The sequence below is a fragment of the Marinobacter pelagius genome (assembly GCF_900114925.1).
GTDB lineage: Bacteria > Pseudomonadota > Gammaproteobacteria > Pseudomonadales > Oleiphilaceae > Marinobacter > Marinobacter pelagius.
Map to the genome: position 1 here is coordinate 1 of NZ_FOUR01000002.1, position 14,226 is coordinate 14,226.

Here is a 14,226-nt window from a genome sequence, read left to right on the forward strand (position 1 = left end):
AGAAATCTGAATGAGTCCCCGCCCATTCTCCCAAGCACCAAAGGTGCACTGATGCGCCCTGGTCGTGAACCATCAAGAGACTGGTGCCACACGTTGGCAAACCACGACATCTGTATCCACTTGGACACGATCAGGCACCGACGGTTTTCTGGGGCTTCGGCCAGGGGCCGCCTCGCTGTTCGCGACCAGCGGTCTTGATCCTGATGGGTGTCTGGTGCGGATCAGTCCGCAACCACCACTGAGAACAACGGGTGCGTATTGGAAGGGAGGAGCCACCACAACCGGCGGTTGTGGTGGATTGGTATTGCCTGTTGACTACGGCTGGCTAATGGGTGACCCCATTTTCACATTCCCTATCCTCATCGTAACGAGCCGTTTCTTGACCCCCGGAAAACCGCTCTCATAGAATCGGTTTCACTTTTGTGACCCAACCCATTCATCCGGTCAGATTTTCCAAGGTATGATCTGACCAAAGCCCTGATCCGGAATTGCCTATGTCGGTCAACCGATTTTCCTTTTTACTGCTGGCCGGTGCACTGACCACCGGTTGTTCCACCTTTTTCTCCCCGACCAGCGATCCACTGGAATCCGATCAGGTTACCGTCGCCACCGGCGATGAAGACCTGAAAGATGCCGTGGAATCCGGCAAGGCCGCTGATGCCACCGCCGATGACCCCCTGGATGACGCCATCGCAGCGGATCTTCAGGCCACCGTGCGGGATGCCCGGGAGAAGCTGGATAACCCCGAGCAGCAAGCCGATGACGGGAAGAAGGAACTGGATCTCTGGAACCGCATGCGCCAGGGCTTTGCTCTGGATCACGACGTGGACAATGAGCGGGTCCGGGATCAGCTCAACTGGTATGCGAGCCACCCGAAATACATTGACCGGGTCGTTGACCGGGGCAGCCGTTACCTGCATTACATACTCAACGAGACCGAGAAGCGCGGGCTGCCGTCGGAGTTTGCGTTGCTGCCGGTGGTGGAAAGTGCTTTTGACCCGTTCGCATACTCCCACGGCCGCGCTGCGGGAATCTGGCAGTTCATTCCTTCTACAGGCAAGTACTTCGGTCTGACCCAGAGCTGGTGGCATGACGACCGTCGTGACATCGTCGCCGCCACCGACGCAGCCCTGCGCTACCTTGAGCGTCTGACCGAGCGATTCGACGGCGATTACACTCTGGCGCTTGCCGCCTACAACAGTGGTGGCGGTACGGTCTCCAGCGCCATGCGGCGCAACCGTAATGCCAACCGGCCGACGGACTTCTGGTCTCTGCAACTGCCACGGGAGACCCGGCACTATGTTCCCAAGCTGATTGCCCTCGCCAAGATCTTCGACAAGCCGGAGGAGTATGGCGTGAAGCTGCCTCCGCTGAAGGATACCCCCTATTTTGAAGTGGTCGAGACCGGCTCTCAGCTGGATCTGGCCCAGGCGGCTGAGCTCGCGGGCGTTGATATTGACGAGATCTATCTGCTGAACCCGTCCTACAACCGCTGGGCCACCAATCCGGACGGCCCACACCGGTTGCTGGTCCCGGTCGACAACGCCGAGAAATTCCGCACAGCACTGGCGAACTTCCCGGTTGACCAGCGGGTTTCCTGGCAGAACTACAGTGTCCGGTCCGGCGACAGCCTGATCACCATTGCCCGCAAGTTCAACACCACAACTTCGGTGATCCGGCAGGTCAACAAGCTCAACTCGGATCTGATCCGCATTGGTCAGAACATTCTTATCCCCTCCGCTTCCCGTGGTTCGGATGCCTATGCACTCAGTGCCTCCCAGCGCCTGGAGCGTAAACAGGAGCGCAAGCGCGATGGTAACCGGGTCCAATACACCGTACGCCGTGGCGACACCTTCTGGGATATTGCCCGGGAGCACCGGGTGTCTGTCCGGGAAGTGGCGGCCTGGAACGGGATGGCCCCGGGTGATCCGCTGATCCCGGGCAAGCAGCTGGTGATCTGGTCCAAGACCAGTCAGCCGACGGTACTGGCATCCAACAGTGCCCGGGGCAAGGCCATGGTCCGCAAAGTGGGTTACCGGGTTCGGAAGGGTGACTCTCTGTACGCCATTGCCAACCGTTTCTCCGTGAACGTGAATGACATCGCGAGCTGGAACGATCTGAATAAATCACGTTATCTGCAACCCGGACAAAGTCTGGTACTCTACGTGGACATTCGTAACAGTCCGTAAGCGAACTATGACAAGAACACGGAAAGCCTCGTACCTTACGTCCATCACTGCAGCACTGACCCTGATGGCGGCCCCGGTAACCCAGGCCGCCGACGAAGCGGAGAGCCTCCAGCCGCAACATGGCATTGCCATGCACGGCGAACCGAAGTACCCGGAGGGGTTTTCCAGCTTCGACTATGTCAATCCGGACGCGCCCAAGGGCGGGACCCTGAAGATGGCCGTAGTGGCCAATGGCTTTGACTCGTTCAATCCCTTCGATATTCGGGGTGTCGCAGCAGCAGGCATCAGCACCTACCTCTACGATACCCTGCTCGAATCCTCCGATGACGAGCCTTTCTCCGCCTATGGACTGATTGCCGAATCCCTGGAGACCCCGGAAGACCGGAGCTACGTGGTCTACAACCTGCGCGAGGAGGCCCGCTTCAGCGACGGTGAGCCCATCACCGCAGAGGACGTAAAGTTTTCCTTCGAAATCCTGACCACCAAGGGTCACCCGTTCTACCGGAACTATTACGCGGATGTGCAGGAGGTTGTCGTCGAGAGCCCGAGGCGGGTACGCTTCAATTTCGGTGAAACTGCGAACCATGAGCTGCCTCTGATTCTCGGGCAGATGCCCATTCTACCGGCCCATTACTGGGCGGATCGCGAATTCGGAGAAAACGGCCTTACCCCTCCCGTTGGCAGCGGTCCCTACCGTATTGGCGATTTCGAGGCAGGTCGTTCGATCACCTACCAGCGCATAGACGATTACTGGGCGAAAGATCTCGGCGTGCGCAAGGGCCGCTTCAACTTCGAGCAAATTCGCTACGATTACTACACGGACGATACCGTCGCCCTGGAGGCCTTCAAGGCGGGTAACTTTGATTTCCGCCTGGAATCCTCCGCCAAGAACTGGGCAACGGCGTATACCGGCCCGATGTTCGAGAACGGCTCGGTCATCAAGGAAGCCATCGAGCACCATCGCCCGTCCGGAATGCAGGGATTCGTGTTCAACACACGCAAATCCATCTTCAGCGATCCCAAGGTGCGCGAAGCGCTTGCCTACGGCTTTGACTTCGAATGGGCCAACAAGAATCTGTTCTTCGGCCAATACACCCGTACCTCCAGCTATTTCGAGAACAGCGATCTGGCTTCCGATGGCCTGCCCGAGGCCCGCGAGCTGGAAATCCTCAACCGGTACCGAGACCGGTTGAGTGAGGATGTTTTCACCGAGGAATACACACCTCCCATGACCGAGGGCCAGCAGGGCCTTCGCGAGAATCTCCGTACCGCATTGCAGCTGCTGCGCTCGGCCGGGTACGCCATCAAGGATGGCAAGATGGTGCACACGGAAACCGGAGAGCCCCTCGCCTTCGAGATTCTGCTGTTCCAGAAAAGCTTCGAGCGCATAGTCCTGCCTTTCAAGAACAACCTCGCCAAGCTGGGCATCGAGGTGACGGTTCGCCTGGTCGACAGCAACCAGTACATCCAGCGCGTACGGCAATTCGACTACGATATGATCACCCAGGTCTTGCCCCAGTCTGATTCCCCGGGTAACGAACAACGGGAGTACTGGCACTCCTCCACCGCCAACGTCAATGGCTCCCGGAACTACATGGGAATTCAGGACCCGGTGGTTGATGAGCTGGTGAACATGGTCATCCAGGCACCGAACCGGGAAGAGCTGGTGCAGCGGGTAAGAGCCCTGGACCGCGTCCTGCTCCACGGCCACTACGTGATTCCCCACTGGCATCTGCGCAAGGACCGTGTGGCCTACTGGAACCAATTGGAGCGCCCGGAGGTCACACCGAAGAACGGCATCGACCTGAACAACTGGTGGGTAAAACCCTGATCCAGTATCCATGACCCAAGCAGTAACGGAAGGAATCCTCCGCTAGATGGGTATATACATCCTCAGACGCCTGGCGCTGATCATTCCGACGCTGATCGGGATCATGCTGCTCAACTTTGTGATTGTTCAGGCAGCACCGGGCGGGCCGGTTGAACAGCTCATCGCGGAAATGGAAGGCCACGGCAGCAGTGCCCTGGCCCGGGCCGCCGGCGGCGATACCGGTGGCGAAGTTGCCTCTGGCTCCGGTGACAGTCGCAGCTCCCGGGGCATTCCCGAAGAGCTCCTGAAGGAAATCGAAGTCATGTACGGCTTCGACAAACCGGCCCACGAACGTTTCTTCAAGATGCTCGGCGACTACGCCACCTTTGATTTCGGAGACTCCTTCTTCCGGGAACGCAGCGTCATCGACCTCATTCTGGACAAGATGCCGGTGTCGATCTCGCTGGGGCTCTGGTCCACCCTGATCATCTATTTCATATCCATTCCCCTGGGCATCCGTAAAGCAGTGACCGACGGATCTCGCTTCGATGTCTGGAGCAGCTCGGCCATCGTTATCGGATATGCCATCCCCGGCTTCCTGTTTGCGATCCTGCTGATCGTCCTGTTCGCCGGCGGCAGTTATTTTGACTGGTTTCCCCTGCGGGGACTGACCTCCTCCAACTTCGATGAACTGACCTGGTACCAGCAGATCGGCGACTACTTCTGGCACCTGGCCCTGCCGGTGACGGCCAACGTCATTGGCGGTTTTGCTACCCTGACCCTGCTCACCAAGAACTCGTTCCTGGACGAGATCAGCAAACAATATGTGGTGACGGCCCGGGCCAAGGGTCTGGATGAGAAGCAGGTTCTGTATGGCCATGTGTTCCGCAACGCCATGCTGATCGTGATCGCCAGCCTGCCCGGCGTACTGGTCGCCCTGTTCTTTACCGGCTCGCTGCTGATCGAGGTCATCTTTTCCCTGGACGGCCTTGGCCTGCTGGGCTTCGAGGCGGCGCTCAACCGGGATTATCCGGTGATCTTCGGTACCCTCTACATCTTCACCCTGATGGGGTTGATCCTGAAACTGATCAGCGACATCACTTACGTGTTGGTGGACCCGCGCATCGATTTCGAGAGTCGGGAGGGCGCGTGAGCATGAAACCCCTGACTCCGATCCAGCAACGGCGCCTGCGCAATTTCCGGAATAACCGCCGGGGATACTGGTCACTGTGGGTTTTCCTGGTGCTGTTCGGGTTGTCGCTGGTCGCCGAGGTCATCGCCAACGACCGGCCCCTGGTCGTTTCCTACAATGAGGAACTGTATTTTCCGGTAGTGGAGTCAGTGCCCGAAGAAACCTTTGGTGGCTTCCTGCCCACCGAGGCCGATTACCGGGATCCCTTTATTGCGGAGGAGATCCTGGACAATGGCTGGATGGTCTGGCCGCCGATCCGGTTCAGCTATGACACCATCAACTACGACCTGGAAATCCCCTCACCGGCGCCGCCGAGCCCCGAGAACTGGCTCGGCACCGATGACCAGGGCCGGGACGTGGCCGCTCGGGTTATCTATGGCTTCCGGATTTCGGTGCTGTTCGGCCTGACCCTGACCCTGGCCAGCTGCGTTGTCGGCGTGGTGGTCGGCGCCATTCAGGGCTACTACGGCGGCAAAGTGGATCTGCTCGGTCAGCGTTTTATCGAGGTGTGGTCAGGACTGCCGGTGCTGTACCTGCTGATCATCCTGTCCAGTATCGTCCAGCCCAATTTCTGGTGGTTGCTGGGCATCATGCTGCTGTTCAGCTGGATGGGACTGGTGGACGTGGTGCGGGCGGAATTCCTGCGGGCCCGTAACTTCGAGTATGTCCGGGCCGCCCGGGCGCTGGGCCTGGAAAACCGCAAGATCATGTTCCGGCATATCCTGCCCAATGCCATGGTGGCGACGCTCACGTTCCTGCCCTTCATCCTGACCGGCGCAATCACCGGCCTCACCTCGCTGGATTTCCTGGGTTTCGGGCTGCCTTCCGGCTCCCCGTCCCTGGGTGAACTGATTGCCCAGGGCAAGGCCAACCTGCACGCCCCATGGCTTGGTATTTCTGCCTTCGTATCCCTCTCGGTGATGCTGACCCTGCTGGTGTTTGTGGGTGAAGCGGTCCGCGATGCCTTTGACCCCAGAAAGAGTTGATATGAGCGATCTGCTGCAGATTTCCAACCTTTCCATCTCGTTTGACCAGGCGCCGCCGGTGGTGGAGGACCTGTCCTTCTCGGTGCGCGAGGGGCAGACCGTTGCCCTGGTGGGGGAAAGCGGCTCCGGCAAGTCCATCTCGGCGCTCTCGGTGCTGCGCCTGCTGGATGCCAGGCATGCCAGTTATCCCTCGGGCGAAATCCATTTCCGGGGCGAGAACCTGCTCCGCGCAAGTGACAAACGGCTGCGCCAGATCCGTGGGCGGGAAATCGGCATGATTTTCCAGGAACCCATGACCTCTCTCAACCCGCTCCACACGGTAGAGAAACAGATCGGTGAAACCCTGGAGTTGCACAAGGGTATGCGGGAGACGCAGGCGCGGGAACGGACGATCGAATTATTGGAACTGGTCGGCATCAAGAACCCCGAATCGCGGCTCAAGAGCTACCCGCATCAGCTTTCGGGCGGCCAGAAACAGCGGGTGATGATCGCCATGGCCCTGGCCAACGAGCCGGACCTGCTGATCGCCGATGAGCCCACGACCGCACTGGATGTCACGGTCCAGAAACAGGTCCTGGAACTGCTCAAGAGCCTCCAGAAAAAGCTCGGCATGGCTATCCTGCTGATCACCCACGATCTGAGCATTGTCCGGCGCTACGCCGACCGGGTAGTCGTCATGGAACAGGGTCGGTTGGTGGAGGAAGCGGAAACAACCCGGCTGTTCGAGAATCCGGAGCACGGCTATACCCGAAAACTTCTGGATGCCGAGCCCCCCGAAGCGCCACTGCCGGCTCAGGAAGAAGGGGGAATCCTGCTCAGCGTGAACGACCTGGATGTCCGCTTTCCGATCAAAAAATCCCTGTTCGGCAAGGTCCGGGAGTATTTCCAGGCTGTGCAACAGGCCAGTTTCGAACTACCCAAAGGTCAGACTCTCGGAATCGTTGGCGAAAGTGGTAGCGGCAAAACCACCATCGGCCATGCCCTGCTGAAGCTCACCGCCAGTACCGGCCGGTTCCGCCTGGGTGGCGAGGAACTCTCGGGCCTGACCCAGAAGGAGTTCCGGCCCTACCGGAAACGTATCCAGATTGTCTTCCAGGATCCCTTTGGCAGTCTCAGCCCGCGAATGTCCATTGCGGAGATCGTGGGCGAAGGCCTGGAAATCCACGACCCCGAAGGCAAGGATACCCATGAGCAGCAAGTGATCCGCGCTCTCAAGGACGTGGGGCTGGATCCGGAAGCCAGGCACCGCTACCCGCACGAATTCTCCGGCGGCCAGCGTCAGCGCATTGCCATTGCCCGGGCCCTGGTTCTGCAGCCGGACCTGATCATTCTCGATGAACCCACTTCGGCCCTGGACCGCACAGTCCAGAAACAGGTTATCCAGCTGTTGCGGGATATCCAGTCCCGTTATGGTCTAAGCTATATCTTCATCAGTCATGATCTGGCGGTGGTCCGCGCTTTGAGCCACAAGCTGCTGGTGCTCCAGCATGGCGAGATTGTGGAGTACGGTGATGCTGCTGACATATTCCACGCGCCAAAGCAGCGGTATACCCAGGAACTGCTCAGCGCGGCACTGTTCTACCAGACCACCAATGAATCCACCACTACGACCAATTGAGCGTTACTCCCGGCAGCACTGTCGGGGATAATGCTCGAAAATCAGGAACACAGGGAGACACACCCATGGGAATGCTCAGTGGCAAGAAAGCACTGATCGTTGGCGTAGCCAGCAAACACTCGATCGCTTACGGTATCGCTGAATCCTTCGCCCGTGAAGGCGCCGAACTGGCCTTCACCTACCAGAACGAAAAGCTCCAGTCCCGGGTCGAGAAGTTCGCGGACCAGTGGGGCAGCAAGCTGACCTTCCCCTGCGATGTCGCCAGCGACGAAGAAATCGAGAACGTCTTCACCGAGCTGAACAAGCACTGGGACAACATCGACATCATCATCCACGCTGTCGGTTATGCCCCGGCCCACGAGCTGAACGGTAACTATGTCGACGTCACCACCCGTGAAGGCTTCAAGATCGCCCACGACATCAGCTCCTACAGCTTTGTCGCCCTGGCCAAGGGCGCGCGCAAGATGATGCACGAGGGCAGCTCCCTGTTGACCCTGAGCTACCTCGGCGCCGAGCGCGTGCTGCAGAACTACAACGTGATGGGCCTGGCCAAGGCGTCGCTGGAAGCCAACGTTCGTTACATGGCCGCGAGCCTCGGCAAGGAAGGCATCCGGGTGAACGGCATCTCCGCCGGTCCGATCAAGACCCTGGCTGCCTCCGGCATCGCCAGCTTCCGTCGGATGCTCGCCGAGAACGCGAAGCGCGCCCCGCTGCGCCGTAACGTGACCACCGAGGAAGTTGGCAACGCCGCCGCCTTCCTGAGCTCCGACCTGGCCAGTGGTATCACCGGCGAGATCATGTACGTTGATGGCGGTTTCAACATTACCGGCATGGGTGAACTCGAGGAGTGATCCCCGGGTAATTCCGAAAAACCGGCGCCGATGGTGCCGGTTTTTTTGTATCCGGGCTGCCGGAACCCGCGACAGGCAGGGGCCTCCAAGCGTTGAAAAGGCCCCTCAAATAACGCAGTATAAACAACTCGCCGGGGCTTGCCGTAGAAGGCTCCCGACGATATTCACGTTAGCCAGGTATTCCTCTTGTGAGCCGGTCTCAGTTCCGAGGGATATGTCGATCAGAACCGGGGAAACAGAACAACATGTCGGGTAAGAAACTAGAAGATCTGAATGTGGCCAGCACCGAAACGCTGATTACGCCGGAAGCGCTCAAGAACGAAATGCCACTGTCAGACAAGGCGGCGGAAACCGTTGCCAATAGCCGTCAGGCCATCTACGACATCATGGACGGCAAGGACCACCGCCTGTTTGTGGTTGTGGGCCCCTGCTCCATCCATGACGTGGAAGCCGCCCGCGACTATGCCCAGCGCCTGAAAAAGCTGGCAGACGAAGTCAGCGATACCCTCCTGATCGTCATGCGCGTCTATTTCGAAAAGCCCCGCACCACCGTTGGCTGGAAGGGCCTGATCAACGACCCGCACCTGAACGACACCTTCGACATCGAGCAGGGCCTGCACATCGGTCGCCGGCTGCTGCTTGATATCAACGAGCTCGGCCTGCCGGCTGCGACCGAGGCTCTGGATCCGATCTCCCCGCAGTACCTGCAGGATACCATCGCCTGGTCGGCCATCGGTGCCCGCACCACCGAATCCCAGACCCACCGGGAAATGAGCAGCGGCCTGTCCATGGCGATCGGTTTCAAGAACGGCACCGACGGCAGCCTCGATGTGGCCGTGAACGCCATGAAATCCGTCTCCCATCCCCACAGCTTCCTGGGCATTGACCAGCAGGGCAAGGTTGCCATTATCCGGACCAAGGGCAACAACTACGGCCATGTGGTGCTCCGTGGTGGTGGCGGCAAGCCCAACTACGATTCCGTAAGCGTGGCGCTGTGCGAGCAGGCCCTGGAGAAGGCCGGCCTGCGCAAATCCATCATGGTGGATTGCAGCCATGCCAACTCCAGCAAGGATCCCGCGATCCAGCCGCTGGTGCTGCAGGACATCACCCACCAGATCCTGGAAGGCAACACCTCTATCCAGGGCCTGATGGTTGAGAGCAATATCAACTGGGGCAACCAGTCCATCCCGGAAAACCTCGCCGACCTGAAGTATGGCGTTTCCGTGACCGACGCCTGCATCGACTGGCCGACCACCGAAAAGGCTATCCGCGAGATGCGTGATAAGCTCAAGGATGTGCTGCCCAAGCGCAAGGCCGGTTAAAAACGGCATCAACAAAAACGGGGAGCTGACAGCTCCCCGTTTTTATATCCGGGCCCGAGTTCCCTGAATTCAGAGGCCGCCACCGGGCAAGCCTGCCACCCAGTCCAGTTTATCCCGAAGCGACACCACCTGACCGATGATTACCAGTGTGGGCGCCCTCACCTGTTCGGCATCCACGCGGCTGACAATCGTCTCCAGTGTGCCGGTCACCACGTGCTGTTCCGGAGTAGTGCCCTTTGACACCAGGGCCACCGGCATGTCCGGAGCCATCCCGTGCTCCATCAACTGCCGGGATATGATGGGCAGGCCCACCAGCCCCATATAGAATACCAGGGTCTGGTTGTTCTGGACGAAGTCGTTCCAGGGGAGATCGCAGCTGTCATTCTTCAGATGGCCGGTGATAAAACGCACTGACTGTGCGTAATCCCGGTGTGTCAGGGGAATACCGGCGTAGGCCGCACACCCGGAAGCGGCGGTGATACCGGGAACCACCTGGAACCGGACCCCGGCTTCAGCCAGGGTTTCGATTTCCTCTCCGCCCCGACCGAAGATGAACGGGTCGCCGCCCTTGAGCCGTACCACCTTGAGGCCCTTTCGCGCCAGTTCCACCAGGCGCTGGTTGATCTGCTCCTGGGGCAAGGCGTGGTTCGACCGCTGCTTGCCCACGTGGATCTTTTCCGCGGCGTCCGGAATCAGCGACAGGATCTCCGGCGAGACCAGACGATCGTAGAGCACCACCTCCGCCGAACTGATCAGGCGCCAGGCTTTCAGCGTCAGCAACTCCGGATCTCCCGGACCGGCACCGACCAGGGCCACCTCACCCGCGGAATTGTTCGGGTTGTCGGTGACCGGATTGGCCCTGTACCGAATTGGTGCAGGCCTTGCGGTTATGCCCTCCCCGGGTGCTGGTGCGGGTTGATCACTCATTGGATCCTTTCAATGCCTCCCATGTAGGACCGAAGAACCTCCGGTACCACAATGCTGCCGTCCTCCTGCTGGTAGTTCTCCATCACCGCAATCAAGGCGCGACCAACCGCAAGACCGGAGCCGTTCAGGGTATGAACCGGCTCAGGCTTGCCGGTTTCCGGATTACGCCAGCGTGCGTGCATACGCCGTGCCTGGAAATCCCGCGTATTGGAACAGGAGGAGATTTCCCGGTATTTGCTCTGGCCCGGCAGCCAGACTTCCAGATCGTAGGTCTTGGCGGCAGAGAAACCCATGTCGCCACCACACAGGGTTACCACACGGTACGGCAGTTCCAGCAGCTGCAGGACCTTCTCGGCGTGGCCGGTAAGCGCCTCCAGGGCAGCCTCGGATTCAGACGGGCGCACCACGTGTACCAGCTCCACCTTGTCGAACTGGTGCTGGCGAATCATGCCCCGGGTATCACGGCCATAGGAGCCGGCCTCACTGCGGAAACATGGCGTATGGCAAACCAGCTGCAGCGGAAGCTCTTCTGCATCGAGGATAGTATCGGATACCAGGTTGGTAGCCGGCACCTCGGCGGTCGGAATCAGGTACAGCGGATTCTCACCCTCGGTCTTGAACAGGTCTTCCTCGAATTTCGGAAGCTGCCCGGTTCCGTACAGGGTGTCCGCATTGACCAGGTACGGCACGTAGGCCTCGGTGTAGCCGTGCTCACCGGTGTGTAGGTCCAGCATGAACTGGGCCAGGGCCCGATGCAGGCGGGCAATCGGACCGCGCATCACTGCAAAGCGGGAATGGGCCAGCCGGGATGCGGTTTCAAAGTCCAGGCCCTTGAGGTTTTCACCGAGAGTGACGTGGTCCTTCGGTTCGAAATCGAAGCTCCTGGGTTCTCCCCAGGTGCGCGTCTCGACGTTGTCTTCCTCGGAAGCGCCGGCGGGCACATCTTCGTCCGGAAGGTTGGGAATTCCGGCCAGGAATGCATTGAGCTCTTCCTGCAGGCCACGCAGCTCGTCCTCGGCCTCGGAACGCTGCTTCTTCAAGCTGTCCACTTCCTCCAGCAGCGGCTGGATATCCTCGCCGGCCGCCTTGGCCTTGCCGATGGATTTGGACCGCTTGTTCTGCTCGCTCTGCAACGTTTCCGTACGCACCTGAAGGGCACGACGGCGCTCTTCCAGTTGCTCGAAGGTGGCGATATCGAATTCGAAATTCTTGATAGCCAGCCGGCGGGCGATCTCTTCTGTCTGGGTACGGACGCGTTTGGGATCGAGCATGGTAGTCCTGATTCTTCCGGTTTGCGTGATGAGTTGAATGACAGGCCATTATACCTGCACAGTCGGCGGTGACCACCGTACGGCCTCAGGAATAACGCTTGTTGGGGCTTTCGGCGTTGCGGGCATCCAGGCGCTGGCGTTTTTCAGCCAGCTTGATCTCCAGTCCGCGGTTTACCGGCTGGTAGTACCGACGGGAATGAATGGCTTCAGGCAGGTAGGACTCTCCGGCAGCAAAGGCCTCCGGCTCATCATGGGCGTAACGGTAACTGTCTCCGTGGCCCATGGATTTCAGCAGCTTGGTTGGCGCATTGCGCAGGTGCGGGGGCACCTCGTAGTCCGGGTCCTGCCGGATATCGGCCATGCACTGGTTGAACGCCTTGTAGACCGCATTGCTCTTGGGCGACAGGGCCAGGTAGGTGACCGCCTGGGCCAGGGCCAGTTCCCCTTCGGGGGATCCCAGCCGTTCCTGGGCATCCCAGGCATCCATGCTCAGCTGAAGCGCCCTGGGATCGGCGTTGCCGATATCCTCGCTGGCAATGCGTACCAGTCGCCGGGCCACATACAGCGGGTCGCAGCCCCCATCGAGCATCCGGCACAGCCAGTACAGCGAACCGTCCGGATCCGAGCCACGCACGGACTTGTGCAAGGCCGAGATCTGGTCGTAAAAGACATCGCCACCCTTGTCGAAGCGGCGCAGGCTGGTCTGCATCACCTGCTCGAGTACCGATTCGGTGATGGTATCGGTGCCATTCTCTCCCGGCTCGGCCAGGTCAGCAGCCACTTCCAGGATATTCAACGCGCGGCGGGCATCACCACCGGAGGCCGAGGCCATCAGCTCCAGCACACGGTCGGGAACCGCGAGCCTTCCGGCGAAACCCTGTTCGGAGCTCAGTGCCCGTTTCAGCAAAACCAGGATATCGGGCTCTTCCAGGTTCTTGAGCACATACACCCGGGTGCGTGACAGCAAGGCGCTGTTCAGCTCGAAGGAGGGGTTTTCGGTGGTGGCACCCACGAAGATGAAGGTGCCATCTTCGATATGAGGCAGGAAGGCGTCCTGCTGGCTCTTGTTGAAACGGTGAACCTCATCCACAAACAACAGGGTATCTCGCCCTTCGCTCTGCTTGCGGTTCCGTGCCCGCTCAACCACGGCGCGGATTTCCTTCACGCCGCTCAGCACCGCCGAAATGGTTTCAAAACTGAGGTTGCCCACGTTCGCCAGCAACTGGGCAAAGGTGGTCTTGCCCACTCCGGGAGGGCCCCAGAGGATCATGGAATGCAACTGGCCCTGCTCTACGGCCCGCCGAAGCGGTTTGCCGGGGCCTACCAGGTGGGCCTGGCCGACATACTCGTCCAGATTCCTTGGCCGCATCCGCGCAGCCAGGGGCTGGAATCCCGCCGGCTCATCGAAAAGGCTGTCCTGCATCAGGCTCCGTCCCGGATAATATCCACGCCGTCGGGATACTCCAGAGTAAAGGCGCTGGCATCGACGGTTTCATTCAACCGGATGTCGTCGAAGCTCAGGATGCTGAGCTGGGAAAGGGAATCCTCCATCCTCATCTCCTGCAGCTCACCATCGAAGAAACTCAGGCGCAGGGAAATAAACAGGGAATCCGGACTACGGGGCTCCAGAGTGAACTCCCGGGTACGCTCGCCGATCCGACGCTGTGACACCTGGTAGGTTTCATCCAGGTTGTCCACCTCGCCACTGAGCAGCAGAGCCGGCGTGGTCTGCACCCGGTCATCCAGTTTATGGATGGTGACCTGCTCGAGGTCCGGATCGTAGACCTCCACGGTTTCCCCGTTACTGACGATAAACTGCGGCAGGGGTGCACTGGTTTCCCAGTAGAACAGTCCGGGACGCTTGGCCTTGAGTTCACCCTGGGTTTCCTGAACGCGGCTACCGTTTTCGTTCACCACAATCTGGATGAAGTTTGCCTGGTAGGACTCATAACTCTTGAGAATTGAAGCAAGCTCGGTCGCAGCCTCGCGACTCTGCGCATTGCTCTCCTCAGCCGCCACTGTGCCCGAACTGAACATCAGCCCGATCATCAGGCCAAACG

Annotated in this window: 10 protein-coding genes and 1 pseudogene; 7 read left to right on the forward strand and 4 right to left on the reverse strand. The window is 59.7% G+C overall.

Annotation, left to right across the window (positions count from 1 at the left end; genetic code table 11):
- Positions 1-494: 494 nt before the first annotated feature.
- The 7 genes from BM254_RS04180 to BM254_RS04210 all read left to right on the forward strand — a co-directional run bounded on the left by BM254_RS04180 (position 495) and on the right by BM254_RS04210 (position 9,968).
- Positions 495-2,189: a LysM peptidoglycan-binding domain-containing protein gene (locus BM254_RS04180; RefSeq protein WP_091999224.1), complete on the forward strand. Its 1,695-nt coding sequence runs from the start codon at positions 495-497 to the stop codon at positions 2,187-2,189.
- Between the two features lie 7 nt (positions 2,190-2,196).
- Entirely contained in the window at positions 2,197-4,020 is a 1,824-nt protein-coding gene (locus tag BM254_RS04185) for an extracellular solute-binding protein (protein WP_091999227.1), read from the forward strand.
- A gap of 46 nt (positions 4,021-4,066) precedes the next feature.
- Positions 4,067-5,152 (forward strand): microcin C ABC transporter permease YejB, encoded by a 1,086-nt coding sequence (locus BM254_RS04190; RefSeq protein WP_091999230.1) that lies wholly within the window; start codon positions 4,067-4,069, stop codon positions 5,150-5,152.
- A 2-nt stretch (positions 5,153-5,154) separates the two neighbouring features.
- Positions 5,155-6,177 (forward strand): ABC transporter permease, encoded by a 1,023-nt coding sequence (locus BM254_RS04195; protein WP_091999232.1) that lies wholly within the window; start codon positions 5,155-5,157, stop codon positions 6,175-6,177.
- 1 nt (position 6,178) lies between these two features.
- Positions 6,179-7,795 (forward strand): ABC transporter ATP-binding protein, encoded by a 1,617-nt coding sequence (locus BM254_RS04200; RefSeq protein WP_091999235.1) that lies wholly within the window; start codon positions 6,179-6,181, stop codon positions 7,793-7,795.
- Positions 7,796-7,860: 65 nt separating this feature from the next.
- Positions 7,861-8,646, forward strand: coding sequence for an enoyl-ACP reductase FabI (locus tag BM254_RS04205; RefSeq protein WP_091999238.1), 786 nt, complete (start codon positions 7,861-7,863; stop codon positions 8,644-8,646).
- A 245-nt stretch (positions 8,647-8,891) separates the two neighbouring features.
- Positions 8,892-9,968, forward strand: a complete 1,077-nt coding sequence (locus BM254_RS04210) for a 3-deoxy-7-phosphoheptulonate synthase (RefSeq protein ID WP_091999241.1) — start codon at positions 8,892-8,894, stop codon at positions 9,966-9,968.
- A 69-nt stretch (positions 9,969-10,037) separates the two neighbouring features.
- Here the strand turns inward: BM254_RS04210 and cobA are convergent.
- The 4 genes and pseudogenes from cobA to lolA form a co-directional block, all read right to left on the reverse strand.
- A pseudogene (gene cobA, locus BM254_RS04215) lies at positions 10,038-10,790 on the reverse strand (uroporphyrinogen-III C-methyltransferase); the annotation flags it as partial.
- A gap of 101 nt (positions 10,791-10,891) precedes the next feature.
- Complete coding sequence (gene serS / locus BM254_RS04220) at positions 10,892-12,166, reverse strand: serine--tRNA ligase (RefSeq protein ID WP_091999247.1); 1,275 nt, start codon at positions 12,164-12,166, stop codon at positions 10,892-10,894.
- 85 nt (positions 12,167-12,251) lie between these two features.
- On the reverse strand, positions 12,252-13,589 hold the full coding sequence (locus tag BM254_RS04225) for a replication-associated recombination protein A (protein ID WP_091999250.1): 1,338 nt from the start codon (positions 13,587-13,589) through the stop codon (positions 12,252-12,254).
- Positions 13,589-14,203 carry an outer membrane lipoprotein periplasmic chaperone LolA gene (gene lolA, locus BM254_RS04230; RefSeq protein WP_245777384.1) on the reverse strand — a complete coding sequence of 205 codons (615 nt, stop codon included), beginning with the start codon at positions 14,201-14,203 and terminating at the stop codon, positions 13,589-13,591. Before lolA ends, BM254_RS04225 begins: the two co-directional genes overlap by 1 nt.
- Between the last annotated feature and the right edge of the window lie 23 nt (positions 14,204-14,226).